28 protein-coding genes are annotated in these 26,488 nt (G+C 64.7%); 22 read left to right on the plus strand and 6 right to left on the minus strand.

What is annotated here, in order from left to right; all coding sequences use genetic code 11:
• Positions 1-40 precede the first annotated feature (40 nt).
• A complete protein-coding gene (locus tag TRIHO_RS03670; RefSeq protein WP_068240512.1) occupies positions 41-1,396 on the minus strand; it encodes an aspartate aminotransferase family protein in 1,356 nt (451 codons plus the stop codon).
• A gap of 22 nt (positions 1,397-1,418) precedes the next feature.
• Positions 1,419-2,198: an IclR family transcriptional regulator gene (locus tag TRIHO_RS03675; protein ID WP_068240515.1), complete on the minus strand. Its 780-nt coding sequence runs from the start codon at positions 2,196-2,198 to the stop codon at positions 1,419-1,421.
• A 272-nt stretch (positions 2,199-2,470) separates the two neighbouring features.
• Between TRIHO_RS03675 and TRIHO_RS03680 the strand changes: the two genes are divergently transcribed.
• From TRIHO_RS03680 to TRIHO_RS03700, 6 genes are all read left to right on the plus strand, one after another.
• A complete protein-coding gene (locus tag TRIHO_RS03680) occupies positions 2,471-3,430 on the plus strand; it encodes a tripartite tricarboxylate transporter substrate binding protein (protein WP_068240516.1) in 960 nt (319 codons plus the stop codon).
• Positions 3,431-3,565: 135 nt separating this feature from the next.
• Positions 3,566-4,096: a tripartite tricarboxylate transporter TctB family protein gene (locus TRIHO_RS03685; RefSeq protein WP_068240574.1), complete on the plus strand. Its 531-nt coding sequence runs from the start codon at positions 3,566-3,568 to the stop codon at positions 4,094-4,096.
• 15 nt (positions 4,097-4,111) lie between these two features.
• A complete protein-coding gene (locus TRIHO_RS03690) occupies positions 4,112-5,731 on the plus strand; it encodes a tripartite tricarboxylate transporter permease (protein ID WP_068240518.1) in 1,620 nt (539 codons plus the stop codon).
• Entirely contained in the window at positions 5,713-7,080 is a 1,368-nt protein-coding gene (locus TRIHO_RS23100) for an aldehyde dehydrogenase family protein (RefSeq protein WP_082705009.1), read from the plus strand. Before TRIHO_RS03690 ends, TRIHO_RS23100 begins: the two co-directional genes overlap by 19 nt.
• Before the next feature lie 96 nt (positions 7,081-7,176).
• On the plus strand, positions 7,177-8,409 hold the full coding sequence (locus TRIHO_RS03695; RefSeq protein WP_068240520.1) for a Tm-1-like ATP-binding domain-containing protein: 1,233 nt from the start codon (positions 7,177-7,179) through the stop codon (positions 8,407-8,409).
• A 135-nt stretch (positions 8,410-8,544) separates the two neighbouring features.
• Positions 8,545-8,976: a PaaI family thioesterase gene (locus tag TRIHO_RS03700; protein WP_068240522.1), complete on the plus strand. Its 432-nt coding sequence runs from the start codon at positions 8,545-8,547 to the stop codon at positions 8,974-8,976.
• 107 nt (positions 8,977-9,083) lie between these two features.
• On the opposite strand, the gene rpe is transcribed toward TRIHO_RS03700, so the two are convergent.
• Together rpe and TRIHO_RS03710 are read right to left on the minus strand one after the other, a co-directional pair.
• On the minus strand, positions 9,084-9,767 hold the full coding sequence (gene rpe / locus TRIHO_RS03705) for a ribulose-phosphate 3-epimerase (RefSeq protein WP_068240524.1): 684 nt from the start codon (positions 9,765-9,767) through the stop codon (positions 9,084-9,086).
• 120 nt (positions 9,768-9,887) lie between these two features.
• Positions 9,888-10,661 (minus strand): SDR family oxidoreductase, encoded by a 774-nt coding sequence (locus tag TRIHO_RS03710; RefSeq protein WP_068240526.1) that lies wholly within the window; start codon positions 10,659-10,661, stop codon positions 9,888-9,890.
• Between the two features lie 100 nt (positions 10,662-10,761).
• Here TRIHO_RS03710 and TRIHO_RS03715 point away from each other — a divergent pair, with 100 nt between their 5' ends.
• The 6 genes from TRIHO_RS03715 to TRIHO_RS03740 all read left to right on the plus strand — a co-directional run bounded on the left by TRIHO_RS03715 (position 10,762) and on the right by TRIHO_RS03740 (position 16,791).
• Entirely contained in the window at positions 10,762-11,655 is an 894-nt protein-coding gene (locus TRIHO_RS03715; RefSeq protein WP_068240528.1) for a LysR family transcriptional regulator, read from the plus strand.
• Between the two features lie 125 nt (positions 11,656-11,780).
• Complete coding sequence (phnC, locus tag TRIHO_RS03720) at positions 11,781-12,611, plus strand: phosphonate ABC transporter ATP-binding protein (protein WP_068240530.1); 831 nt, start codon at positions 11,781-11,783, stop codon at positions 12,609-12,611.
• A gap of 70 nt (positions 12,612-12,681) precedes the next feature.
• A complete protein-coding gene (phnD, locus tag TRIHO_RS03725; RefSeq protein ID WP_068240576.1) occupies positions 12,682-13,584 on the plus strand; it encodes a phosphonate ABC transporter substrate-binding protein in 903 nt (300 codons plus the stop codon).
• A 107-nt stretch (positions 13,585-13,691) separates the two neighbouring features.
• Positions 13,692-14,588 carry a phosphonate ABC transporter, permease protein PhnE gene (phnE, locus tag TRIHO_RS03730; RefSeq protein WP_068240532.1) on the plus strand — a complete coding sequence of 299 codons (897 nt, stop codon included), beginning with the start codon at positions 13,692-13,694 and terminating at the stop codon, positions 14,586-14,588.
• Positions 14,585-15,907 (plus strand): phosphonate ABC transporter, permease protein PhnE, encoded by a 1,323-nt coding sequence (gene phnE, locus TRIHO_RS03735; protein ID WP_068240534.1) that lies wholly within the window; start codon positions 14,585-14,587, stop codon positions 15,905-15,907. Before phnE (TRIHO_RS03730) ends, phnE (TRIHO_RS03735) begins: the two co-directional genes overlap by 4 nt.
• A 269-nt stretch (positions 15,908-16,176) precedes the next feature.
• Entirely contained in the window at positions 16,177-16,791 is a 615-nt protein-coding gene (locus tag TRIHO_RS03740) for an LbetaH domain-containing protein (protein WP_068240536.1), read from the plus strand.
• Positions 16,792-16,837: 46 nt separating this feature from the next.
• Here TRIHO_RS03740 and phnF read toward each other — a convergent pair whose 3' ends face one another.
• Positions 16,838-17,548 carry a phosphonate metabolism transcriptional regulator PhnF gene (gene phnF / locus TRIHO_RS03745; RefSeq protein WP_068240538.1) on the minus strand — a complete coding sequence of 237 codons (711 nt, stop codon included), beginning with the start codon at positions 17,546-17,548 and terminating at the stop codon, positions 16,838-16,840.
• A gap of 110 nt (positions 17,549-17,658) precedes the next feature.
• Here phnF and phnG point away from each other — a divergent pair, with 110 nt between their 5' ends.
• The 9 genes from phnG to phnN all read left to right on the plus strand — a co-directional run bounded on the left by phnG (position 17,659) and on the right by phnN (position 24,254).
• Complete coding sequence (gene phnG, locus TRIHO_RS03750; protein ID WP_068240540.1) at positions 17,659-18,111, plus strand: phosphonate C-P lyase system protein PhnG; 453 nt, start codon at positions 17,659-17,661, stop codon at positions 18,109-18,111.
• Positions 18,111-18,731 (plus strand): phosphonate C-P lyase system protein PhnH, encoded by a 621-nt coding sequence (phnH, locus tag TRIHO_RS03755; protein WP_068240542.1) that lies wholly within the window; start codon positions 18,111-18,113, stop codon positions 18,729-18,731. The genes phnG and phnH overlap by 1 nt, the downstream gene beginning before the upstream one ends.
• Positions 18,732-18,735: 4 nt before the next feature.
• Positions 18,736-19,824, plus strand: a complete 1,089-nt coding sequence (locus TRIHO_RS03760; protein WP_068240544.1) for a carbon-phosphorus lyase complex subunit PhnI — start codon at positions 18,736-18,738, stop codon at positions 19,822-19,824.
• A 156-nt stretch (positions 19,825-19,980) separates the two neighbouring features.
• Positions 19,981-20,856 carry an alpha-D-ribose 1-methylphosphonate 5-phosphate C-P-lyase PhnJ gene (locus TRIHO_RS03765; protein ID WP_068240546.1) on the plus strand — a complete coding sequence of 292 codons (876 nt, stop codon included), beginning with the start codon at positions 19,981-19,983 and terminating at the stop codon, positions 20,854-20,856.
• Complete coding sequence (locus TRIHO_RS03770) at positions 20,853-21,251, plus strand: VOC family protein (protein WP_068240547.1); 399 nt, start codon at positions 20,853-20,855, stop codon at positions 21,249-21,251. Before TRIHO_RS03765 ends, TRIHO_RS03770 begins: the two co-directional genes overlap by 4 nt.
• Positions 21,238-22,023: a phosphonate C-P lyase system protein PhnK gene (gene phnK, locus TRIHO_RS03775; protein WP_068240549.1), complete on the plus strand. Its 786-nt coding sequence runs from the start codon at positions 21,238-21,240 to the stop codon at positions 22,021-22,023. The genes TRIHO_RS03770 and phnK overlap by 14 nt, the downstream gene beginning before the upstream one ends.
• 1 nt (position 22,024) lies before the next feature.
• Positions 22,025-22,969, plus strand: coding sequence for a magnesium transporter CorA family protein (locus tag TRIHO_RS03780; protein WP_068240550.1), 945 nt, complete (start codon positions 22,025-22,027; stop codon positions 22,967-22,969).
• The gene (gene phnL / locus TRIHO_RS03785; protein ID WP_068240552.1) at positions 22,966-23,670 is read left to right on the plus strand and encodes a phosphonate C-P lyase system protein PhnL; all 705 of its coding nucleotides are present in this window, start codon (positions 22,966-22,968) and stop codon (positions 23,668-23,670) included. Before TRIHO_RS03780 ends, phnL begins: the two co-directional genes overlap by 4 nt.
• The gene (gene phnN, locus TRIHO_RS03790; protein ID WP_068240554.1) at positions 23,667-24,254 is read left to right on the plus strand and encodes a phosphonate metabolism protein/1,5-bisphosphokinase (PRPP-forming) PhnN; all 588 of its coding nucleotides are present in this window, start codon (positions 23,667-23,669) and stop codon (positions 24,252-24,254) included. Before phnL ends, phnN begins: the two co-directional genes overlap by 4 nt.
• Here the strand turns inward: phnN and TRIHO_RS03795 are convergent.
• Positions 24,236-24,934 carry a DUF1045 domain-containing protein gene (locus TRIHO_RS03795; RefSeq protein WP_068240556.1) on the minus strand — a complete coding sequence of 233 codons (699 nt, stop codon included), beginning with the start codon at positions 24,932-24,934 and terminating at the stop codon, positions 24,236-24,238. The genes phnN and TRIHO_RS03795 overlap by 19 nt on opposite strands.
• A gap of 52 nt (positions 24,935-24,986) precedes the next feature.
• On the opposite strand from TRIHO_RS03795, the gene TRIHO_RS03800 reads away from it, so the two are divergent.
• Positions 24,987-26,129, plus strand: coding sequence for an alpha-D-ribose 1-methylphosphonate 5-triphosphate diphosphatase (locus TRIHO_RS03800; RefSeq protein ID WP_068240558.1), 1,143 nt, complete (start codon positions 24,987-24,989; stop codon positions 26,127-26,129).
• Positions 26,130-26,488: the final 359 nt, after the last annotated feature.

The raw sequence follows: 26,488 nt of genomic DNA on the forward strand, positions 1-26,488 counted from the left end.
CCCTCGCGGGGGCCAAAGGCGGGCGCGTCAGGCCCCGAGGTCAGGAGACGGCGGCGAGGCCGGCATCAAGCGAAGACAGGATCTGATCGACATCTGCTGCGGTCAGCACCAGGGGCGGTGACAGGATGATGTTGGGGCCGCTGACCCGCACCATGGTGCCGGCCTGATAGGTGACTTCCTGGATCGTCTTGATGGTCTGCTTGTCGATGGGCGCTTTTGTGTTGCGGTCGCTCACCAGTTCCAGCGCCGACATCAGCCCATGGCCACCGCGCAGGTCACCGATCAGATCGTAGCGCGCCTGAAGCGCCTCGAGACCGGCATGAAGCTGCGTGCCGCGCGCCGCCGCATTGGTTGGCACATCGAGCCGCCGGGTCTCTGCCAGGCAGGCCAGCGCCGCCGCCGCCCCGACGGGATGGCCGGAATAGGTATAGCCATGGCCGATTGCCGCCTGGCCCGTCGTGTCCTTTTCAAACGTATCCACCAGCCGTTCCGAGATCATCACCGCACCAAAGGGGAAATAGCCGTTGGTGATGGCCTTGGCGGTGCACATCATGTCCGGCTGCACGTCCCAGTGGCGTGACCCGGTCCAGGATCCGGTGCGACCAAAGGCGGTGATCACCTCATCGGCGATCAGCAGGATACCATGTCTGGCGCAGATCTCGGCCACGCCGGGCATGAAGCTTTCATGCGGTGGGATCACCCCGCCGGCGCCCAGGATCGGCTCCATGATGAAGGCGGCGATGGTGCTGGCCCCCTGAAAGGCAATCTCGTCCTCAAGGGCCGCCAGACAGAGCTGGGCCAGGCGCTCCGGGTCGGTTTCGTTGAAAGGATTGCGATAGGTATAGGGGGCGGGAATATGGTGACAGCCCGGCAGCAGCGGTTCGTAAGCGGTGCGAAAGTTGGCGTTGCCATTCACCGAGGCACCGCCGAAATGGGTGCCGTGGTAGCCCTTCTTGAGGCTGAGGTATTTCACCCGGCCCGGCGCGCCGCGCAGTTTGTGATACTGGCGGACCAGCCGCAGCGCCGTCTCGACCGAATCCGATCCGCCGGAGGTGAAGAACGCGCGGCTCAGCCCATCCGGGGCAAAGAAATCCCGCAGCTCCTCGGCCAGCTGGATCACCTGGTCATTGGAGGTGCCCCGAAATGTCGAGTAATAGGGCAGGACCTCCAGCTGGGCCGCGATGGCATCCTTGACCGGCTGGCAGGAGAATCCGAGGTTGACGTTCCACAGTCCCCCGACAGCGTCGACGACCTCGTGCCCGTCCACATCGGTGATGCGCACGCCGGCAGCACCGGTGACGATGGTGGGCGGGTTGGCCAGGCTGTCGCCCGGATGCGCCATCGGATGCCAGAGGCTGCGGGCATTGTGTTCTTTCAGGAAATTGGCGTCTTTCATCTCGGGGCTCCTGTTCGGGACGTCAGGGAAGGGGCATCGGCGGAAAGTCCGGCGGGCAGACGCCGCCGATCCGTTGGGTGAGGGCAAGACCCGCCGCACGCAGGGCGCGGGGTATGGCCTGTTTTTGGGTATCCGTCATGCGCGAGCTTGGCGCGGCCACCGCAAGCGCGCCCAGCACCGCGCGATCCGGACCAAAGATCGGCACCGCATGGGAATGCACCTCGGCCTCAAATCCGCCAACGGATTGGGCCATGCCGGTGCGGCGGGCGGCGTCAATCAGACGACGGATTGCGGCCGGATCGGTCTGGGTCTGTGGGGTGCGCGCTTCCAGCGGGCCGTCGAGGATCGCGGCGACAAAGCTGTCATCGGCAAATCCGAGCACAGCCAGACCAGAGGCGGTGCCGTGAAAGGTCAGCACCTCGGCATCCTCCATCATCACCTTGGTCGCATGCTGCGGCGCATAGGCATGTGACAGCGACGCCAGCTGGTCGCCCTGCAACAGCGACAAATGGGTGGTTTCGCCGGTTTCTTCCGACAGTTCCCGCAGGACGCGGCGCGAGGCCGACAGGATCGGCACGCTGGCTTCGCGCAGAGCCGCCAGACGCAAAACCTGCGGTCCAAGGCGATAGGAGCGCGCGCCATCGACCTGCTCGACGAATCCCACCGCCTGCAACTCTGTCATCAGCCGATAGACTGTCGCCTTGTTCATCCCCGACAGGCGTGTGAGGTCGCTCAGCCCGATCTCAAGCCGCCCGTGGTTGAAATAGCCAAGTAAGTTCAGTGCTTTGGACACAGTTCCCATGGGCGCGTGCATTCCTGATCTGCCGAAATTCTCAGCGCCGTTGCGGGCATTGGATGGCGCCGTTGTAGTTTTTGTTGACAGATGAACCCTGTCCCTGTCAATCTAAATTCAAACCAATGGTTCAAATAATGAACCAGATGCGGGCCAACGCGACCCGCGCAAGACAACCAAGAACGAGCAGCCAGAAACGCTGCCATGATGAACCGGGCCGCAACCGACGGGACGATCGGTGCTGGGGTCCAGAATGCGGATGGCGATCAGGGAGAGAGCCAATGAGAGTGACTTCAATCTTCAAGACACCGCTTGCGACAATCGGCGCTGCGGCGGCCGGGGCTGTCCTGGCTGCGGGTGCGGCGCTGGCGGACTACCCCGAAAAACCCGTGAATTTCATCGTGCCCTGGCCTCCGGGCGATCTGGAGGATGTGCTGACCCGCATGATCGCCGAGGATTTCCAGGCCAAATACGGCGTTGCGGCAGCGGTGGTGAACAAACCGGGCGGCGGCGGCGGTCCCTTTCCCGGCGCGATCGAGGTCGCCAATGCGCCCGCCGATGGTTATACCGTTGGCTCCTTCGTGATCGGGGTGCCAGTGATGGGGCATCAGATCGACATCCCGCCGCTGACCCCGGCGAAGTTCGACCCGCTGGGCATTTTCCTGACCTATCCGTTTGTCATCGCTACCTCCGGTGATGCGCCCTACAGCTCCATGGCGGAGCTGGCGGCCTATGCGCAGGACAATGACGTGGTGCTGGGGCATTTCGGCGACGTGCTGACCCCGACCCAGGTGACCAAAGCCTATGCGAAATCCGCCGGTTTCGAATGGGGCTCTGACGCGGCCTTTGATGCACTGGATTGCAACACGCTGGCCTCTGGCGATGCCGATGTGATCAACACCACGCTGCAGCTGATCCTGCCCTGTCTCGATCAGGTCAAGGTGCTGGTGTCGATCACCGACCAACGCATTCCGCTGGTGCCGGATGCGCCCGCGATTGCAGAGCTGGAACCGGATCTGAACATCGCGCTGTGGAATGGTCTCTTTGTCACCAAGGACACGCCGCAGGATGTGCGGGACAAGATCATCGCCGTGGCACAAGAAACGGTCAATTCCGAACGGGCGCAGGCCGTGGCGGCGGAAACCGGTGCGCTGGTCTACTGGCAATCGGCCGAAGACAGCGCCGCGCGGGTGGCCAATGACATCGACACGATGGCCCGGATCGGCGCGGCGCTGGAATAGCTCCGGCCGTGACGAAAACAGGCGCAAGCGGGGCGGACCCGTTTGCGCCGGACCACCTCCCCGCGCCTGCTGCCGGGGGCCTTGCGTTTGGCCCCGGCGGAGTTTTCCCAACCCGTGATCTTGTCCGAGACCCCTATGCAAAGCGAACGTGAACGCAGATTTGTCGGCCCACGGCGGGGGCAGCTGCTCTTTATCCTCAGCTTTCTGATGCTGTCGGCCGTGCTGTTGTCGCTGATTGGCCAGCAGACAGCCTGGGTCAAGAAGACCAGCTTTTTCGCCCAGCCCCGGTTCTGGCCGGCGGTGGGCGTTGGCGGCATGGTGCTGTTCACCGCGCTGCATCTGTGGCGCCTGCCGTTTCGCCGCATCGAGCGTGCCGATCTGCGCGAGGCGCTGCGTTGGGGGGCGGGGTTGGAATTCGCGCTCTGGTTCATGGGCTATGTGATGCTGGTGCCATGGGTTGGCTACCTGCCGATGACAATGATCTTCGTGCCGCTGCTTGCGCGCCGCATGGGCTACCGCAGGCCACGGATGATGGCGATCAGCTTCGGCTTTGCCGTGCTGACGGTGCTGGTGTTCAAGGGGCTGCTGGCGGTGCGTATCCCCGGAGCGCTGCTGTATGAATATCTGCCGGATGGGCTGCGCAGCTTTGCCATCCTTTATCTCTAGGAAAGATCTGCGCCCATGGACCTGATCCTGTCTGCAATCGAAATCCTGATGCGCTGGGACGTGGCGCTGGCGCTCTTGGCGGGGTCCGTGGGCGGGGTGCTGATCGGCGCAATCCCCGGTGTTGGTCCGGCGGTTGCGATTGCCATCCTGTTGCCGGCGACGTTTTCCATGGATCCCATCGTCGGGCTGACGGTGCTTTTGGGGATCTACGGCTCCTCCATGTATGGCGGGGCGATCCCGGCGATCCTGATCAACACGCCCGGCACCGCGGTCAATGCGCTGACCACCTATGACGGCTATCCGATGACCGCGCGGGGAGAGCCGCGCCGGGCGCTGAGCCTGGCCTATTCCGCCAGTTTCTTTGGCGGGATCTTTTCGGTGATCTGTCTGATCCTTTTTGCGCCGGTGCTGGCCAAGGTGGCGCCGCTGTTCGGCGCCCGCGAGATCTTTCTGGCGGCACTGCTTGGTCTGTTGCTGGTGGTTGTTGCCCACCGGGGGCAGGCGCTGATCGCCGGGGCGCTGGCCTGTCTGGGGATTTTTCTCAACACCATCGGCATGGAGCCGGTGAAATACACCCAGCGCTATACCTTTGGCGTTGATGCGCTTGGGTCTGGCATCAATCTGATCGTCGTGGTGCTGGGGCTTTTTGCGATCAGCCAGGCCTTTGCGCTGCTGACCGAAGAAGACGAAAAGATCCGCGTGACCAAGCTCCGGGGCGGGTTGTTTCAGGGGCTGCGCGAACTGGCGCGTCACCCGCGTGTCGCCTCTGTTTCGGCGGGTTTCGGCGTGGTGATGGGGATGGTGCCCGGCGTCGGCGAGTTTACCGCGCAATTCATGTCCTACACCTATGCGCAGAAGACCTCGAAGCGGCCGCAGGATTTCGGCAATGGCTCCTCCGAGGGGCTGATCGCGGCCGAAGCCGCCAATAACGCCGTGCCCGCCGCCGCCATGGTGCCGCTCCTCGCGCTGGGCATCCCGGGCGAGGCACTGACCGCGATGATGCTGTCGGTGTTTTACGTGCACAATGTGGTGCCGGGGCCGGGGCTGTTCCAGAACCAGATGGATTTTGTCGTCGCGCTCTATCTGGCGCTTCTGATCCTGAATGTGCTGGTGCTGATCTTCCTGCTGGCCGCGACCCGGTCGCTGGTGCAAGTGGTGCGCATCCCCAACCGGTTCCTCGGCGTCGCGATCCTGACCCTGAGCTTTGTCGGGGTCTATTCGCTGCGCAACTCTGCCAGCGATTGCCTGATCGCGGCGGGCTTTGGCCTGTTCGGATTTGTTCTGAAACGGCTGCACCTTCCGGCGGTGCCGATCATCCTCGGCATGGTGCTGGGAGGCATCATGGAAGTGAAGCTGCGCGCCGCCATGGCGCGGGTCAAGACACCCTTTGATTTCATTGACCGCCCGGTGGCGTTTGTCCTGTTTACCATCATCATACTGGTGCTCGTGACGCATCTCTTTCGCATTCGCAAAGAAGCCCGCGCACTGAAGGAGGCCGAATGGCAGATCAAGACCTCATCGACGCGCTTCGGGTCGCTCCTGTTGCGCCGCAGAAGCTCTTTCTTGAAGGAACATGGACGCAAGGTTCGGGCGCGCCATGCGACGTTACTTCGCCGATTGACGGATCTGTTCTGACCACAGTGGCGACCGCAACGGCGGCGGATGTCGACCGCGCGGTGGCGGCTGCGCGGCGGGCCTTTGAGGATGGCCGCTGGTCGCGTCTGGCGCCGGCTGCGCGCAAGAAGGTGCTGCACCGGATCGCCGACCGGATCGAGGCCGAGGCGCTGGCGCTGACCGTGCTGGGGGTGCGCGACAATGGCACCGAGATCTCCATGGCGCTCAAGGCGGAGGCCGGATCGGCGGCGGGGACATTCCGGTATTACGCCGAGGCATTGGACAAGGTCGCAGGCGAAGTGGCGCCAACCGCGCCGGATGTGCTGGGGCTGGTGCATCGCACAGCCGTCGGGGTGGTCGGGGCCATTGTGCCGTGGAATTTTCCACTGATGATCGGGGCCTGGAAACTGGCGCCTGCCCTGGCGATGGGCAATTCGGTGGTGCTGAAACCGGCGGAGACCGCATCGCTGTCGCTGCTGCGTCTGGCCGAGATCTGTTCCGAATGCGGCCTGCCCGATGGGGTGCTGAATGTGGTGACCGGTCCGGGCGCGGAAACCGGCGCGGCGCTGGCCGACCATATGGATGTCGATGTCATGGTCTTTACCGGATCCGGGGCGACGGGGCGGCGGCTGCTGGAGGCCTCGGCGCGGTCGAACCTCAAACGCTGTTATCTGGAGCTGGGGGGCAAATCGCCCAATATCGTCTTTGCCGATGCCAGGGATCTCGATCACGCTGCCAAGGTCACGGCCATGGGGATCTTTCGCAATTCAGGTCAGGTCTGTGTCGCCGGGTCGCGCCTGCTGGTGGAAGCCTCGATCCACGACGCCTTTGTGGCGCGGGTGGTTGCCCATGCCGAGGCCCTCGTCGTCGGCGATCCGCTGGCGCTGTCAAGCCAGATCGGCGCGGTGAATTCCGAGGCGCAGCTGGCGCGAAACCTGGCGCATGTGGCGCAAGCCCGCGCCGAGGGCGGTGAAGTGCAATGCGGCGGCCTGCGTATCCTGGCCGAAACCGGCGGCACCTATATGGCGCCGACAGTGATCACCGGTGTGACCGCGCAGGCCAGCCTGTTCCAGCGCGAGGTCTTTGGCCCCGTGCTGTCGGTGACGCCGTTTGACAGTGAGGCAGAGGCGCTGCAGCTGGCAAATGCCACCGACTTTGGTCTTGCTGCAGGGGTCTGGACGCAGGACCTGTCGCGCGCCCATCGCTGTGTCGCGGGCATTCGCGCCGGGGTGGTGCATGTGAATACCTATGGTGGGGCGGACAATACGGTGCCGCTGGGCGGCGTTGGTCAATCCGGCAACGGCCATGACAAGTCGCTGCACGCATTGGAGAAATACATTGATCAGAAGGTGGCCTGGATCCAGCTTTGAGAGCGAGGCCTTGCGGTGCAAGGCCTGCGGCCTCCGGCGGAGGTATTTGGGAAAAGATGAAGACGGGCGCGTGACGCGTCTGTGGGGGAGGCTGAGATGAGCGCCGAGAAGACAATCCTGGTGGTGGGCACCTGGGACACCAAGGAAGACGAGCTGTCCTATCTTTGCGGGGTAATTGCCGGGCAGGGCGGTCGGGTCCTGCGGATGGATGTCAGTGTGCTGGGCGCGGCGACCGTGCCGGTGGAGGTGACCAAGCACCAGGTCGCCGCGGCGGCTGACAGCACCATTGAGGCGGTCATCAACAGTGGCGATGAGAATTCCGCGATGCAGATCATGAGCGCCGGCGCGGCCGGACTGGCGTTGGATCTGTGGCGGGGCGCGCGCATTCATGGCGTCCTTGTGCTGGGCGGCACCATGGGCACCGATCTTGCCTTGGATCTGTGTGCGGCGCTGCCGCTGGGGGTGCCGAAATACATCGTCTCGACGGTGGCCTTTTCGTCGTTGCTGCCACCCGACCGGATCGCGGCGGATGTACAGATGATACTCTGGGCTGGCGGGCTTTATGGGCTCAATGACATTTGCAAGGCCTCGTTGAGCCAGGCGGCCGGGGCCGTTCTGGGGGCGGCGCGGGCGGTGGAGGCGCCGCGGTTTACGCGACCGATGGTGGGCATGACCTCCTTTGGCAAGACAGTGCTGCGCTATATGGTGGCGCTGAAGCCGGAGCTGGAAGCGCGGGGGTTCGATGTGGCGGTGTTTCATGCCACCGGTATGGGGGGGCGTGCCTTTGAGAGTCTTGCGGCGGAGGGGGCCTTTGCGGCGGTGATGGACTTTGCCCCGCAGGAGGTCAGCAACCACCTGTTTGGCGGGCTTTCGGCCGGCGCGGGGCGGATGACCCATGCGGGCCGAGCCGGGGTGCCGCAGCTGGTGGCGCCAGGGTGCTATGATCTGGTTGATTTTGTCGGCTGGCAAGAGGTTCCGGGGCCGCTTGCCGGCCGAGAGGTTCATGCCCACAACCGGTTGCTGACCTCGGCCATGTTGACGGCGGCAGAGCGGTGTGAGGTCGCGCGGACGCTATGCCGCAAATTGGCGGTTGCGACGGCTCCGGTGGCGTTTTTCCTGCCGACAGGGGGGTGTAATGAGTGGGACCGGGCGGGCGGCGTGCTGCAGGATGCTGCGGGCCTGACCGCCTTTTGTGGCGAGATGCGCCAGTGCCTTCCGGACAATGTGCTGCTGCGGGAGCTGGCCTGTCACATCAATGATGCGGGGTTTGTCGAGGCGGTCCTGGCGCAATTCGACAGCTGGCTGGCCGAGGGTGTCATTTCGCAGTGAGGGGCTTGCACCCCGGAGCAGGGCACTGGTCGGCGGAGACCGGGTGGGACGCTGGGTTGGCCAAGGCTGGACCGGGGGCTGGGAATGGGCCAATGTCCCGACGGATCAAGACGCGCAATGTCAACGGAGGCGGCTATGGACCCGGAACAGGTTGTGACCACGGATCAACCGGAACACCGGATCCTCACCGATCCGGGCTGCCAGCAGCTGGTGGGATATGAGACGCGGATAGACGCGACCGGCGCCTGTACCGTGCGGCTGGAGGTTCAATCGCAGCATCTCAACCGGCACGGTATCCTGCATGGCGGTATGGTTGCGACGGTGATGGATGTGGCCTGTGGCAATACCGCCTCGCAGTATTTCGACCCCCTTGGTCATGCGGCTGTGGTGACTGTTGCGCTCAACCTGTCCTACATTGCAGCGACTGGTCCGGGGTCGGTGATCGCGACCGCGCGGCCGACCGGGGGCGGCAAGAGCACGGTGCATGTCTACGGAGAGCTGCATGACGGCCAGGGAAGCCTTCTGGCCACCGCGACCGGGGTTTTCCGGCGGATCGGCAGGCGGTGACCCGCCGGACCGCAAGGTCCGGCGCCCGGCCCAACGGGCGAGGTTGCATTTCCAATGCAAGGGAGACGGGCGGGAGCCGCCCCCGGGCGTTTGCGACAGACGCCGGATCAGCCGTTGTTCGCAGCCGCGCGGATCTTGCGGATGTTGTCGCCGTAGACCTCTGCCGTGTGGACCGAGCCGCCGCGGAACACGGCCGAACCGGCCACCAGCACATCCGCGCCCGCCGCGGCGACCAGCGGTGCCGTGGTGGGATCAACGCCGCCGTCAATCTCGATATGGATGGGGCGGTCGCCGATCATGTCGCACAGGCTGCGGATCTTGGCCGTCATGTCGATGAATTTCTGACCGCCAAAGCCGGGGTTCACGGTCATCACACAGACCAGATCGGTGAGGTCGAGGAGATGCGCGACCGCTTCGGCCGGGGTGCCCGGGTTCAGCGCCACACCCGCCTTCATGCCCGCGCCGCGGATCGCTTGCAGCGTGCGGTGGATATGCGGCCCGGCCTCCACATGGGCGGTCAGCACGTCGGCGCCGGCATCCGCGTAGGCCTCGATATAGGGATCGACCGGCGCGATCATCAGGTGCACGTCCATCACGGTTTTCACATGCGGACGGAACGCTTTGACCGCAGCCGGGCCGAAGGTGAGGTTGGGCACGAAATGCCCATCCATCACATCGACATGCACCCAGTCGGCCCCCTGGGCCTCGATGGCTTGGATCTCCTGTCCGAAATTGGCGAAATCCGCCGACAGGATGGAAGGGGCGATCTTGAGGGTGCGGTCGAAGGTCATCGGCAGGATCCTTGGCAGAGGGGGCGGTGAGTCTTTGCGGTTTGAGCGCCATATAGCGCCTCCGCCCGCCTCTGGACAGGGTGTGTCTGTGAATTGACGCCGTGCCACCCCTCCGGGCGATCAGCCGGTGACGGGCGGCAAGCCGAGCAGACGCCGGGCCTCGTCGGATTTGAGGGCAAAGTCCTGGCCCACCCAGGCGTCGCCGCCGGGACCGGCCAGCCAGAGCAGCGCCTGAGCCACCCAGTCGGCGGGGATATGCACAGCGGGGTCGAGCTGGGAGACCGGGTTGATCCCGGAGGCCCGGATGCGTTCTTGCATCTCGGTGGCGACGGTGCCGGGGCTGAGGCCCATGACGCGGATGCCGTGGGGCGCGTATTCCACATGGGCGCAACGGGTCAGCGACAGCACGGCGGCCTTGGAGGCGCAATAGTGGCTCCAGCCTTCGAGCGCGCCGGTGGCGGCACCGGAGGAGATATTGATGATCGTGCCCGCGCCGCGCTGCTCCATCGTCGGCAGCACCGCCCGCAGCCCATGGTAGACGCCCTTGACGTTGACATCCATCACCGTGGTCCAGCCTGACACATCGCTGTCAGCCAGGCGGGCAATCGGGTCGATCAGGCCGGCGTTGTTGATCAGCAGATCCACCGGGCCAAACTGCCTCTCGGTTTCGGCCACCAGCGCTTGCACCTGCGCCCAGTCGGCGACGTCGCATGGGATCGCGCGGGCCTTGCCGCCGCTTTGCGTGATGTCTTCGGCGATTGCGCTGATGGCTGCGGCACTGCGCGCCGCGAGCACCACGTTGGCGCCGGCCGCGGCAAAGGATCTGGCGGCGGCCGCACCGATCCCACGGCTGGCGCCGGTGATCAGGACGGTTGTCCCTTTGATGTCAGACATGAGGATCTCCTTTATATGTTTGGTCTGGACCCTCTTAATTGATGTTCATTTGCCGGTGACATGATTGAATAATCGCCACCGTCATGCGAAATCTACATGAATGGATCTCCTGCAGTACAAGACACTTCTGGCCGTTGCCCGTCATGGCAGCTTTGCTGCAGCGGCACGGGCCTTGGAACAGGACCCCTCTGTGGTGTCGCGCACGGTGGCGGCGGCAGAGGCGCATCTGGGGGTGCGCCTGTTTGAGCGCAGCACCCGGCGGCTGGCCATCACCGGGGTGGGGCAGGGCTATCTCGACCGGATCGCGCCGCTGGTGGAGGAGCTGGAGCAGGCCGCCGAGGAGGCCCGTTCGGCGCGCCGCGCGCCCAGCGGACGGCTGCGCATCACCGCATCGGTGGCCTATGGTCAGGAATGCCTGGTGCCGCTGCTGCCGCGGTTTCGCGCCGACTATCCCGATATCGCGCTGGATCTGATTTTCACCGACGGCAATCTTGACCTGCTGGCCGAAGGCATTGACCTGGCAATCCGTCTGGCGCCGGCACCGCAGGGGGACCTGATCAGCACGCGGCTGCGCCGCACCCGCTATCATGTCTGCGCCGCCCCGGCCTATTTGTCGGCCAAACGACGGCCCAGGGACCCGCAGGAATTGCGCACGCACGATTGTCTGCGGATGCCGCTGCCGGGCTATGACAGCACCTGGCGTTTTCGCAACGGCACCGGTGAAGAGGTGCATGTGCCGGTTGCCGGATCGGTGGTGATTTCCAGCCCCCTGGCCCTGCGCGAAGCGGCGCGGGCGGCGCTGGGACCGGCGCTGCTGGCGGATTGGCTGGTCAAAGAGGATCTGGCCCAGGGCAGGCTCGTCCCGCTCTTTGACGGGTGGGAGGCAACAGCGACCGGATTTGATACCGGCGCCTGGGCGCTCTATCCCAGCCGCAACTATATGCCGGCCCGCCTGCGGCTGATGCTGGATTTCCTCAAACAGCACGATCGCTAGGCGGTTGCGGCGGCGGCTCCGGGTTTTGCCCCGCAAACCGCACGGCTTTACAAAACTTTTACCGGTCTGACACAAATGGTTCGGTGAATATGCGTAGGCAGTCGCGGAACCAAAGGGGGCCGCACGTGCTGCGCATCAACAATCTGACCAAGAGATTCGGCGACAAAACGGCTGTCGAATCCGCGACGCTTGAAATCGACAAACCCTGCATGCTGGGCATCATCGGACGCTCTGGCGCAGGCAAATCCACCCTGCTTCGGATGATCAACCGGCTTGGCGATGCCACCGAGGGATCGATCACCTTCGAGGGGCGGGAAATCACCACGCTCAAGGGCCGCGACAAGCGCGCCTGGCAGTCCGAATGCGCGATGATCTTTCAGCAGTTCAATCTGGTGCCCCGGATGGATGTGGTGTCCAACGTGCTGCACGGCACGCTGAACCGGCGCTCTACGCTAGCCACCCTGTTCAACCTCTATCCGATGGCCGACATCCACCAGGCCATCGACATTCTGGACCGTCTCGGCATCGCCGAGCATGCCCCGAAACGGGCGGAGGCCTTGTCCGGCGGCCAGCAGCAGCGCGTCGCCATCGCCCGCGCCCTGATGCAGGACCCGAAGATCATCCTGGCCGATGAACCCATTGCCTCGCTCGATCCGATGAACGCCCAGACCGTGATGGAGGCGCTGCGCCGCATCCACGAGGAGGACGGCCGCACCGTGGTCGCCAACCTGCACACGCTGGACACCGCGCGGCGCTACTGCGACCGGGTTGTCGGCATGCGCGACGGGCGCATCGTCTTTGACGGTCTGCCGGAACAGCTGACCACCGGTGTTGCGCGCGAAATCTATGGCGCCGGCGCGGATTTCTCCGAAGCCGCGACCTCCACCGAGATCGAGACCCTCGACCGCAGCGACGGACGCACCGCCGCCATTCGCGAAGCCGAGGCGTTTGTCTGACCGCTTTGCCCTGTTTCATCACCCCGACGCGCAATGTGACGCCGGGCCAACCAAAACTGGAGTTTCCAAGATGAAAAAACTGATCGCGGCCGCATTGGCCACCACCGCCCTCACCACCCCGGTTCTGGCGGAGGACATCTCTGAATTCCGCATCGGCATCCTTGGCGGTGAAAACGCCCAAGATCGCTTGAACTCCAACGAGTGCCTGCGCGCCAAAACCGAAGAGCTGCTGGGTGTTGAAACCAAGCTGTTCGCCCCGGCCGATTACGACGGTGTGATCCAGGGCTTGCTGGGCGGCACCATCGACATGGCATGGCTCGGCGCCTCCGGCTATGCCAAGACCTATCTTTCAGATCCCGAAGCGGTCGAACCGGTTCTGGTCAAAGTCAACGTGGACGGTGGCTACGGCTACCACTCCATCGGTTTTGCCCGCAAGGACAGCGGCATCACTGCCTTGGAAGACGTCAAGGGCAAGGCCTTTGGCTTCGGTGATCCGAACTCCACCTCCGGTTACCTGATCCCGTCGATCGAGATCCCGGCGCGCACCGGCTCCACCATGGAATCCGGCGCTTACTTTGGTGAGGTCAAATTCACCGGCGGCCACGAGCAAACCATCGTTGCGGTTGCCAATGGCGACATCGACGCCGGTGTGACCTGGGCCGACGGCCTGGGCAACTGGGAAGACGGCTATAACTCCGGCGCGCTGCGCAAGGCGGTTGATGCAGGTCTGGTTGATATGAACGATCTGGTCGAGATCTGGAAATCCAAACCGATCCCAGAAGGTCCGGTGGTTCTGCGCAAGGCGCTGCCAGCCGACGTCAAAGTCAAGATGACGGCGCTCATGGCCTCCATGCCGGCGATGGATTACGATTGCTACTACGCTGTTGCGGCCGGTGAATCCAAAGGCTTCCAGCCGATTGGTCACGACGCCTACGAAGTCATCATCGAAGCCCGCAAGCTGAAGTCTCAGTAAGCGCTGCGCGTTTGACCTTGGCGGGGTTCGGTTCAAACCGGACCCCGCATTTTGGCCCCGTTGCGCAACGATCTGCGCCGGGCCACCTTTGACCCAGGACGAAATCAATGGCTGATCTGACCTCTCATGCCCCTAAATCGGCGGATGAGATCCGGGAGACCTACACCGAGCTGACCCGGCGCAAACGTCTTTATGGCGGGGTGCTGCTGGTGTTGTTCGTGGCGCTGATGGCTGCCGGCTTCCGCACCGCCGACGACCGCAATGCGGGCTCGTTTTATGACGGGTTCCACCGCATTCTGGACTACCCGGCAGAGGTGCTGGCCGAAGCCGGCGAAAAGGCGGCCCAGCTGCCCGGTCACATGGTTCATTTCTTTCCCGCCTTGATCGAGACCTTGAATATCGCCGGGGCCGCGACCCTGATCGGGGCCATTTTCGGCACCCTCCTGTCGCTGTTGGCGACCCGTGGCATGGCGCCCTGGCCGCGCCTGATCCCGCTGTTTCGCCGCATCATGGACATCTGCCGCGCGATCCCCGAAATCGTCATCGCGCTGGTGTTGATTTTCGTGCTCGGGGGCGGGCCGGTGCCCGCAATGATCGCCATTGCGATCCACACGGCCGGCGCGCTGGGCAAACTGTTCTCGGAAGTGAACGAAAACGCGTCGCTGAAGCCGGTCGAGGGGCTCAATTCCACGGGCGCCTCCTGGGCACAGCGTATGTGGCTCGGGGTGATCCCGCAGGTGGGGCCGAACTACGTGTCCTATGCGCTCTTGCGGTTTGAAATCAACATTCGTGCCTCAGCCATTCTCGGCTTTGTCGGGGCTGGGGGCATCGGCTACGAGCTGAAAAACGCCATGTCCTGGGGGCAGGGGCGCTATGACGAGGCCGCCGCGATTTTCATCCTGCTTTTTGCCTCTATCGTTGTTGTCGACCAGATCTCCGGCGCGATGCGGGATCGGCTGACCCACGGCAAACGCACGTCCACCCGCAAAGGTGCCACCGCATGACCCTGATGGATCTGAACGCATCGCCTCTCAAAGGCGACATGGACAAGCTGTTCCTGAAAAAACGGCTGATGAATTTTGGCATCCCGGCACTGATTCTGCTTTACCTCGGGTATGTCTTTGTCACGTTTGATGTGCTGGGCCTGTGGGAACGCGCGTCGATGGACAATGCCCGCACTCTGGTGGCGGACAGCTACAGCTACAAGACCCACGTCACCCGCGACAATCGCAACGGCGCGGTCACCTATGCCATCGAAGGCGAACGCAAGGGGCAATACCCCGACGGCACGCGCCCGGCCTGGGTGGCCACCACCGGCGACACCACCGTGATTGATCTTGAGGACGGGCATGTGGTCCGCTTTGGTCCGGAAACCATTGAATATGACGTGCCTGGATATGGTCTGATCACCGCCACCCCGTCGCGCAGCCAGGGCGTGCAGGTGGTGCTGCCGGAGGGCGAGGTGCCCGCGTGGATCAACCTGTCTAAGAACCGCCTGGCGATCACCACCGATGCCGGCCGTCTCAGCGTGACCCGCAATCGTTCCGAGGTGTTTCGCTATTTCATGGGGTGGGAGCTGTTCTTCTTTACCCTCGACAGCCCCTATCACGGGCTGAGCCTGTTTGAACTGGCGAACCGCGCCGTTTCAGGCGAGGCAGGGGCGATCCTGAATGACATCTGGACCAACAAGATGTGGCGTCACAGCGATGTGGCCTGGGCCATTGGCGAGACCATCCTGATGGCCTTTCTCGGCACCTTTGGCGCGGGTCTGATCGCGTTGCCGCTGGCCTTTCTCGGCACCCGAAACTTCATGCCGGTTCTGGCGATCCGTTTTGTCGCGCGCCGGTTCTTCGACTTTGTGCGCGGTGTGGATTCGCTGATCTGGACCGTGGTGCTGGCGCGCGCCTTTGGGCCGGGTCCGATGACAGGGGCCCTGGCGATCCTGATCACCGACACGGGCACCTTTGGCAAGATCTTCTCCGAGGCGCTTGAAAACGTGGATGAAAAGCAGATCGAGGGCGTTGCCTCCACCGGGGCAAAACCGGTGCAGCGCTATCGCTTTGGGGTGATCCCGCAGATCACGCCGGTGCTGTTGTCGCAGCTGTTGTATTTCCTTGAATCCAACACCCGCTCGGCGACCATCATCGGGGCGATCACCGGTGGCGGCATCGGCCTGTTGCTGACACAGGCGATCATCACCCAGAAGGACTGGGAAGAGGTCGCCTATTATATCGTCCTCATCGTGTTGATGGTGATGTTCATGGATTGGTTCTCTGGCTGGCTCCGCAAGCGCCTGATCCAGGGCGGTGCGGGCGGCCACTAGGCGCCGCCCCGTCCAATGACAAACGAGGGGCCGCTGCCGGAACCGGGAGCGCCCCTGCCATTGCCAAACCAGCACAGCGGTGGCACCGGCCACCCGGTGTGTGGTTTGCCCGGTGTGTGATTTGACTGCGTGCCGTTCGGCTGTGTTTGTTTGGGCGGTACCGGATTTTGTGACTCTGCCCGCAAGTGTCGAGTTGTATAGTTTTTCCAGGGGCCATCCCCCCCCAAACCCGTTTCGCCCCTCCACCGCCCACAGAAAGCAAGTCACCAATGGCAAAGCTCTCCCCCGATGCCCCCGTCCTCCACCCCGATTGCCGCGTGTCAGACAGCAGCTTTGGCGCCTATGTCGAAGTGGGGGCGGGCACCCGCGTGGCCAACAGCCGCTTTGGCGACTACAGCTATTGCGATCGCAGCTGTGACATCGCCAATACCGAGATCGGAAAATTTGCCAATATCGCCAGCTTTACCCGCATCGGGGCCACGGATCACCCCTTGGAGAAAGCGTCGCTGCACCACTTCCTCTATCGCTCGGCCAGCTATTGGGAGGATGCAGAGGATGATGCGGACTGGTTCGCCCACCGCAAGAGCCGCCGCGCCTACATCGGGCACGACACCTGGATCGGCCATGGTGCGATGATCAAACCCGAGGTGCGCATCGGTCACGGCGCCGTGGTGGCCTCTGGCGCGGTGGTGACCAAAGATGTGGCCCCCTACACCATCGTCGGCGGCAACACTGCCCGCGTGATCCGTCGCCGCCATACGGAACAGGTGGCCGACCGGATGATGGCGCTGGCCTGGTGGGATTGGGACCACGCAACCCTGCGTCAGGCCCTGCCGGACTTTCGTGCCCTGACGGCCGAGGCGTTTCTTGAAAAATACGAATGACGGCGCCGACAGGGCCACGGTGTGCCGCTGGCGTCACCGAAAATCCCTAGTCGTCTCCGACCGTTAGGGTCACCCGGTCGCCCGCGAACCAGGTACGCCCGAACTCGATGGGCACCCCGTTCAGATCGTCAGAAATACCGGTTGTCCGCAGGATTGGCGCGCCTTCGCTGATGCGCAGGTGCAGGGCCTGCGTCGCGGTCGCGAGCTTCGCCGTGATACGGGTTTCTCGCCGGGTGTAATCCTCGACGCCCACCGCACGCAGGGCGGCGGTGATCGAGTCATGGGCCGCCAGCGCCGGGATCAGTCCGGGCAGCCGATCCGCCGGGAAAATGGTGCGGGCCAGCGCCACCGGGTGGTCATCCGCATAGGACAGCCCTTCGTAGACCACCACCGGGGCGCCGGGTTCCAGCCTCAGCGCATCGGCCTCGCGCGGGTCCGCCGCCAGGATTTCAAGCCGCAGAACCTTCTTGCTGGGGACGCGTCCGGCGCGGCGGATGTTCTGGTGGAACCGGATGCGTTTGCCGACCGGGTAATCCGTCGGCCTGGCCGCAACAAAGACCCCGGCACCGCGGCGCGCATGCACCAGGCCCTGCTCTGCCATATCCGCCAGCGCCCGGCGCACCGTGTGGCGATTGACCCCGAAACGGGCCGCCAGTTGCGCCTCTGCCGGTAGCTTGCTGCCAGTGTCATAGCGGCCCTGGCCGATGTCGTCGGTCAGGGTGAGGGCAATGGATTTCCAGACCGGCGTGCGGGACATGTCACGAAACCTTCACGAGAGGGCCGCTTGCGCTTGGTGACCCGACTCATATATAATTTGTCTAGTTGTATAGAACATGTAGACAATCCTGCCAAGAGGCTACACCAGAGATGACACAGGAAATTTCGCCACAGGCACGCAAGGGCTGGATGAGCCTGCTGGCCACGGCAGACGAGGCGCGGCTTGCGGCGCTCTTTGACACGCTCGACGCGGCCCCGGATCATGACTGGCTGCGGGCGCCGGAAACCGGCGGCGTCATGGTGCGTGGCCGGACCGGCGCCACCGGTGCGCCCTTCAATCTGGGCGAGATGACCGTCACCCGCTGCACGCTGAAGATCGCCGGCGGCACCGTCGGGCATGGCTATGTTCAGGGGCGCAGCAAGCGGCAGGCAGAGCTGGCGGCCAAGCTGGACGCGATGTTGCAGACTGATGCCGCGCCAGAGGTGCAGGACAAGGTTCTGGCCCCCCTGCGTCATGAAAAATCCACCGCGCGCGATGCCCGCGCTGCCAAGGCCGCCGCGACCAAGGTCGATTTCTTCACCATGGTGCGGGGAGAGGATTGATGCCCGAATTGACCCAACCTGAACTGACCCAACCCGAATTGGCCCAGCCGTCCGCGGATGTGTATTCCGGCGGCTTCGCAGATCCCGCCGTGGCCTCGGCGCATGCGTTTCGTGCCGCCATGGATGTGATGGCGCGGCCCGGCACCTGGCGCCCGCTCACCGGCGGGCAGGCGCCGGAGGGGTTGAGCATTGCCGCCGCGTCGCTGCTGCTGACCCTGTGTGATCCCGACACCGGTGTCTATCTCGCGCCGGATGTGGACAGCGCGACCCTGCGCGGGTGGCTTGCCTTTCACACCGGGGCGCCGGTTGTGGCGGCGGGTGACGCCGACTTTGCCCTCGGTGGCTGGGCGGCGCTGATGCCGCTGGACCAGTACCGGATCGGCAGCTCGGAATACCCGGATCGCTCTGCCACGCTGGTGGTCGAACTGCCCCGGATCCCCGCGCCCAATGCGCGCCTGTCCGGACCGGGCATCAAGGAGACCGCGCAGGCCTGGGTGCCGGATCTGGCGCTGATGCAGCGCAATGCCATGCTCTACCCGCTTGGGGTGGATTTCTTCTTTACCTGCGGGTCGGAGGTGGCGGCGCTGCCGCGTTCCTCGCAGATCACGGCGGAGGGCTAAGCCGATGTATGTAGCTGTAAAAGGCGGCGAACGGGCGATTGACAACGCCCACGCGTGGTTGGCCGAGGAACGCCGGGGCGACCCGTCGGTGGCCGAACTGTCGCTGGCCCAGATCCGCGAGCAACTGAAACTCGCCGTGAACCGGGTGATGGCCGAAGGCTCGCTTTATGACCCCGACCTCGCGGCGCTGGCGATCAAGCAATCGCGTGGCGACCTGATCGAGGCGATCTTTCTGATGCGCGCCTATCGCACCACGCTGCCGCGTTTTGGCACCTCGCGTCCGGTCGAGACGGCAGATATGGCTTGCGATCGTCGCGTGTCGGCCACCTTCAAGGATGTGCCCGGCGGGCAGGTGCTGGGGCCGACGTTTGACTACACCCACCGGCTGCTGGATTTCAAACTCGCCGCCGAAGGTGCCCCGACAGAGGCCCCCACGGCCCCCCCGCGCCGGGAGCCGACGCCGCATGTGACCAGTTTCCTGCGCGGCGAGGACATCATCCAGGACGAACCCGCCAGCGACGCCACCCCGCGCGATATCACCCGCGAACCGGTGTCCTTTCCAACGGATCGGGCGGCGCGGTTGCAGACGCTGACGCGCGGCGACGAAGGGTTCATCCTCGGCATGGCCTATTCCACCCAGCGCGGCTATGCGCGCAACCACGCCTTTGTCGGCGAGCTGCGCATCGGCATGGTGCCAGTCGAGATGGAGATCCCCGAACTGGGTTTCGCTATCGAGATCGGCGAGATCGAGCTGACGGAATGCGAGACGGTGAACCAGTTCAAAGGCTCCAAGACCGAGCCGCCGCAGTTCACCCGTGGCTATGGGCTGGTGTTTGGCCAGACCGAGCGCAAGGCGATTGCCATGGCGCTGGTGGACCGGGCGCTGCGGTGGAAGGAGCTGGGCGAGGACAATGTCGGGGCCGCCGCGCAGGACGAGGAATTTGTCCTCAGCCATTGCGACAACATCCAGGCGACCGGGTTTCTCGAACATATCAAGCTGCCGCACTACGTCGATTTCCAGTCCGAACTGGAACTGGTGCGCAAACTGCGCCGCGAGGCCGAGGCCGGACAAGCCCGGAAGGCAGCGGAATGAGATCATTGCAGTTGATCTTCGCCCGGCATCTCGCCGGGCCGCCCCTGGCCGCCTCCCCGGGCGCGGGATTCACCCCCACCCGCGGCCGGGATCTGCCCTATGCCGCATATGGCGCGGGTTCCAATATCGACACCCTTTCTTGGGAAAGGACGTACAATGTCTGACTATAATTTCGCATACCTCGACGAGCAGACCAAGCGGATGATCCGCCGCGCGATTCTCAAAGGGCTTGCCATACCCGGCTATCAGGTGCCCTTTGCCAGCCGCGAGATGCCGATGCCCTATGGCTGGGGCACCGGCGGTGTGCAGGTCTCTGCCGCGACGCTGACGCCCGACGATACCTTCAAGGTGATTGACCAGGGGGCGGATGACACCACCAACGCGGTCTCCATTCGCAAGTTCTTTGAACGCACCGCCGGCGTTGCCACCACGGAAGAGACCGAGAAGGCCTCGATCATCCAGACCCGCCACCGCATCCCCGAAGCGGCGCTGCGCGAGGATCAGATCCTGGTCTATCAGGTGCCGATCCCGGAGCCGCTGCGCTTTCTTGAACCGCGCGAGACGGAAACCCGCAAGATGCACAGCCTGGAGGAATACGGGCTGATGCATGTGAAGCTCTACGAGGACATCTCGCAACACGGCCAGATCGCCACCTCCTACGCCTATCCGGTGAAGGTGCAGGACCGTTACGTGATGGACCCGTCGCCGATTCCGAAGTTCGACAATCCGAAACTGGAAATGGCGGCGATCCAGCTGTTTGGGGCCGGGCGGGAGCAGCGCATCTACGCGGTGCCGCCCTATACCAAGGTCGTCTCGCTCGATTTCGAGGATTACCCGTTCGAGGCCTCAAAGGCCGACCATGCCTGCGACCTGTGTGCGGCGCGCGACAGCTATCTGGACGAAGTGATCATGGATGACGCCGGCGGGCGCATGTTTGTCTGTTCCGACACGGATTACTGCCGGTCCCGCCGCGAGGCCGGTCATTCCGGCGCCTTGGCCAGCCCCGCCCCCGCGCAGGAGGTGCCGGCATGACGGCCCAAACCCGCGGCCTTGATCATCTCGGCCTGACCGTTGGTGATCTGGACGCCAGCCTGGGGTTCTTTACCGGCGCGCTTGGCTGGACACGGATTGGCGGCAACCCGGACTACCCTTCGGCCTATGTTACCGATGGCCATGCCAGGATCACCCTCTGGCAGCAAACCCAAAACGGCGCGGATTTTGACCGCCACGCCAATATCGGCCTCCATCACTGGGCGCTGAACGTCGAAACCGAAGCGGCGCTGACCGCGTTGTTTGAAACCGTCGAGGCCCACCCCGGTGTGGTGGTGGAATTTGCGCCCGAACCCTCGGGCAGCGGCCCCAAGGTGCATTTTATGGTGCGTGAACCCGGTGGAACCCGGATGGAGGTGTCCTATGACCCGCGTTGAACCCAACCCCCTGCTGTCCGTGCGCGGCGTGGACAAGACCTATGGCGCGCGGATCGGCTGCCGTGATGTCAGTTTCGACCTTTATCCCGGCGAGGTCATGGGCATCGTTGGCGAATCCGGGTCCGGCAAATCCACCTTGCTGAACTGCCTCGCGGGGCATCTGGACCCCGATGGCGGCGCGGTCCTGTTCGACACCCGTGACCGGGGTCTGGTGGACACCGTGACCATGTCCGAACCCGAACGCCGGATGCTGGGGCGCACCGACTGGGCCTTTGTGCACCAGCACGCCCGCGATGGTCTGCGGATGTCGGTGTCGGCCGGTGGCAATATCGGCGAACGGCTGATGGCTGTGGGCGGGCGCAACTACGGCTCCATCCGGGCCTCCGCCATCGACTGGCTGGACCGGGTCGAGATCGACGAGTCGCGGGTCGATGACCGCCCGTCGGCCTTTTCCGGCGGTATGCAGCAACGGTTGCAGATCGCCCGCAACCTCGTCACCGGCCCGCGTCTGGTGTTCATGGACGAACCGACCGGCGGTCTGGATGTGTCGGTGCAGGCGCGGCTGTTGGATCTGTTGCGCGGGCTCGTACGTGAAATGGGGCTGTCGGCGATCATCGTCACCCATGATCTGGCGGTGGTGCGACTGCTGGCTGATCGCCTGATGGTGATGAAATCCGGACACGTTGTTGAAACCGGTCTCACGGATCAGGTGCTTGATGACCCGCAACACGCCTATACTCAGCTTCTGGTCTCTTCAGTGCTGCAGGTGTGATATGCTCTTTGCCTACAAGATAGAAAACGCAACCCTGACCCAGCTGCCCCCCGAGGCAGCGCTGGCGGAGGCCGACTGGATCGACCTCTACCGGCCGCAGGCGGAGCAGGTGGCCCAGGTGGAGGCGCTTGGCCTGACCGTGCCGACCCTTGCGGATATGGAGGAGATCGAGATCTCCAACCGCTTCTATCGTGCGGGCAAGGTGGATGTGCTGACCGTGTCGCTGCCGGGGCTCGACCCGTCCAGGGAACGCACCTTTGGCCCGGTTGCCTGCCTCGTTGGGCCGGACCGGCTGGTCACCGTGCGCTACCACGCGCCGCGCCCGTTCGAGACCTTGCCTGCCCATGCCGAGGGCAGCAGTGCCGGCTGTCGCACGATCCCGCATCTGTTCCTCACCCTGATGGAAGAGATCGTCGCCCGTATGGCTGACCTTCTCGAGGGGGTCGGGCGCGAGCTGGATCTGCGTGCGGCGGAGCTGTTTGACGACAAGGGCGTCTGGGGCGACGCGCTGGAGGTGATGCTGCGTGACGTGGGGCGCGCGGGCGAGATGCTGGCGAAGTATCGCCAGTGCCTGCTGACGCTCGAACGGGCGCTGTCGACCTTTGCCGTGGCTCATGATGGCAAGGATCTGCGCGGCTACACCAAGGCCGCAGGGCGCGACATCCAGGCCCTGCTGGTACATGTCGATTTCCTGTCGGGCCGGATTTCGCACCTGACCGAGGTCATCCTCGGCATGGTTACTCTTGAACAGGGCATCACCGGGCGCATCGTCTCTGTGGTGGCCGTGATTTTCCTGCCGCCCACGCTGGTGGCATCCGTCTATGGCATGAACTTCGAGTATCTGCCCGGCATGCATTCCGACTATGGCTGGGTCATTGCGACCGGTCTGATGGCCACGTCGGCGCTGGGCACACTCCTCTTTTTCCGCTGGAAAGGCTGGCTATGACCGCGTCTCACTCTCCCAAGATCGACATCCGAAATGTCGGCAAAAGCTTCACGCTGCACAATCAGGGCAGCGCTGTCATCCCGGTGATGGAGGGCGCGACGCTCTCTGTGGCGCCGGGCGAATGTGTCGGGCTGGTTGGGGCCTCGGGGGCGGGAAAATCGACCCTGATGCGGCTGATCTACGGCAACTACCTTGCCGCCTCCGGTCAGATCCTGATTGGCGGGCTGGACGTGGCGCAGGCCGAACCCCGCGACATTCTGGACCTGCGGCGCAAGACGCTGGGCTATGTCAGCCAGTTCCTGCGGGTGGTGCCCCGGGTCTCGACCCTCGATGTGGTGGCCGACCCGCTGCTGGCTGTCGGCACGCCGGTCGAGGCCGCCCGTGACCGCGCCGCGACGCTGCTGGCGCAGCTCAACATTCCCGAACGGCTCTGGTCGCTCAGCCCGACCACCTTTTCCGGCGGCGAACAGCAGCGGGTGAATATCGCGCGCGGCTTTGCCTATGATTATCCGGCGATGCTGCTGGACGAGCCGACCGCCAGCCTCGATGCCAGGAACCGCGCCACCGTGCTGGGCCTGATCGAGAGCGCCAAGGCCCGTGGCGCCGCCATCATCGGCATTTTCCACGACGAAGCGGCCCGCGATCAGGTCTGCGACAGCTTCATCGACGTCTCGGCCTTTTCGCCCAAGGCCGCCGCATGATCGCGCCTGCCGACACAGGCTGCGCCGGTCCAGGGGCGGCCAGGGGACCGGTCATTGCCGTGGTCGGCCCCTCCGGTGTCGGCAAGGACAGCCTGATGAGCGGCCTGGCGGTGGCCGACCCGCGCCTGCGCAGCATGCGCCGCGTCATCACCCGCGCACCCGAGGCCGGCGGCGAGGATTACCAGCCGGTTTCAGAGGCGGAGTTCGCGGCCCTGGTGGCGGCAGATGTCTTTGCGCTGCATTGGCAGGCCCATGGCCTGCATTACGGCATCCCGCGCGACATCGAAAAACTGCGCCTGGGGGCTTCGGGCGTGCTGGTGAACCTGTCGCGGGCGGTGCTCTTGCAGGCACAGGAGGTGTTTGATGACTTCCGGGTGATCTCCGTCACCGCCAGCGCCGAGGTCCTGGCGGCCCGGCTCTCGGCGCGCGGGCGCGAGGACGCGGCGGAGGTGCAGCGCCGTCTGGCCCGCGCCAGCCTCGCCCTGCCAGAGGGCTTGCAGCAGGTGTATGAGGTCGACAACAGCGGCGCGCTCAGCGCCGCCATTGTGCAGGCGCAGGCGATCATTCAGGCCGAAAGGGCGTAGCGTTGGACCAGATGGAACCGCCCGTCCTCGGCCTCGCCCATCAGCGCCAGATCGCGGATCACAAAGGGACGCGGCAACAACGGCGCCAGCTCCTGCGCCAGGTATGCCTCCAGCACGGGCAATTCGGCCTTTGGTCGTTTGCCGGTCAGCGTGATGTGAAACCGGAACTGGTCCAGCACATAAGGATAGCCCCAGCGCAACAGGTTGTCGTCCTGCGCCGCAGTCAACCCGGCGGCGCGACGTCGCTCCAGCTCGGCCTCTGGGGCGGGCGCGCGAAACAGGTCCAGCTCGGTGACGCAGGCCGCCGCCAGCGCGTTCAGCGCGGCCACATCGCCCACCGGGCGCAGGGCCAGGAACCGGCCCAGCCGTTCGATCGCCAGCCCGTTCAGCGTTACCGGCGCGCGGGTGGCCGCCAGCGCGGTGCAGGCGGCCCGCAATCCGGCCTCATCGGTGCCCGCCGCCAGTCGCATCGGCGGTTTCATGGTCGCGTGCAGCCCGTATTTGCGCGGGGTCTCGGTCACGTCGGTGATCGCCAGCCCCTCGGCCGTCAGACTTTCGGCCTCCGGATGCGGGAGGGGCGTGCCGGTTTCCATGTCCCAGCCCAGCCAGGCTGCCGCCCATTTGCTCCACGCCGCATCGGCGGGGGGCGCGTAGTAAATCGCATATCGCGTAAATGTCACAATGGCCTCCTAAAACGTGGGCCTTCTCTAGCTCGAAAGATGTGAACTCCAGATGACACAAGAGTTGATCCTTGCCAATGCCACGCTGATCCTTGCAGGCGAGACCCGCACCGGCAGCGTCAAAATCACCGATGGTTTGATCGCGGATATCGCCGAGGGGGCCTCGGTGCCTGCCGGTGCGCTGGATCTCGGCGGCGATTACCTTGGCCCCGGGCTGATCGAACTGCACACCGATAATCTGGAACGTCATATCGAGCCGCGCCCCGGCGTCGACTGGCCCCATGCCGCCGCCCTTGTGGCCCATGACGCAGAGCTGGCCGCGACCGGGATCACCACGGTGTTTGATGCGATGCGCGTCGGCTCCATCCCCAGCGGCAAGGGGCGGTATATCAAATACGCCCGCCAGCTGGCGACGGAAATGCTGGAGCTGCGCGCCCGTGACATGCTGAAGATCAGCCATTTCCTGCATCTGCGCGCCGAGGTCTGTTCGGAAACCCTGGCCGAGGAACTGTCGGAATTCACCGCCGATGATCGCGTCGGGCTGGTCAGCCTGATGGATCATACCCCCGGCCAGCGCCAGTTCCGCGACATCTCCAAACTGGAGAAATACGTCAAATCCAAACGCGGCATGTCGGACGAGGAATTTGCCGCCCATGTCGCCCAGCTGAAGGCCCTGCGGGCGCAATATGGCGATCTGCACGAGGCGGCAACCGTCGCCGAGGCCGCGCGGTTCGGGGCGGTGCTGGCCAGCCACGACGACACCACCGCCGATCAGGTTGCCGTTTCGGCCGGGCACGGCATCCGCCTGGCGGAGTTCCCGACCACGGTCGAGGCCGCCCGTGCCTGCCGCGCCGAGGGCATCGCGGTGATGATGGGGGCGCCGAACCTGATCCGGGGCGGGTCGCATTCCGGCAATGTGGCAGCACAGGAGCTGGCAGAGCTGGAGCTCCTCGATATCGTCTCCTCGGATTACATCCCGGCGGCGCAGTTGCAGGCAGCGGTCAAGCTGGGCGAGATCTGGGGCGATCTGGCGCGTGGGATGGCGACGGTGACTGCCGCGCCCGCCCGGGCCGTCGGCCTGACGGATCGCGGCGTGCTGGAGGTCGGCAAACGGGCGGACCTGACCCAATTCGCGGTGATCGACGCCACCCCGATGCCGCGCGCGGTCTATGTGCGGGGCGCGCGGGTCGGGTGAACAGACCGGGCGCTGGCTTTGCCTTTTGAAAACCGGATCTGCGGGTCCTGGCGCCGCCGATGGCAGCACTGTTGCGCCGCCCCAAGATGTCAGCGCCCGCTCCCGGCGCAACGCCCAAAAAAAGTATCAGCACTGCTGCCCTGTTGTTTCGCGCGCGAAACATTGGGTCAGCGGGGCTGACCTATCTCCCTGTTGCATCGGCCGGAAACTCAGCTTGCAAGCGGCAGGAGGCCATCCGTGTCGCGCCACCGCAAAGGGGGGCGCTCCCGCCCCTTTGTGCAGGCGGCAAAGCCACCCGCAAAAGCGTTGGGCCAAGCCGGGGCCGCGCCCGCAGGGCGCGGCCCCCGCGCCACCGCGAT

The organism is Tritonibacter horizontis, from assembly GCF_001518015.1.
GTDB classification, from domain to species: domain Bacteria; phylum Pseudomonadota; class Alphaproteobacteria; order Rhodobacterales; family Rhodobacteraceae; genus Epibacterium; species Epibacterium horizontis.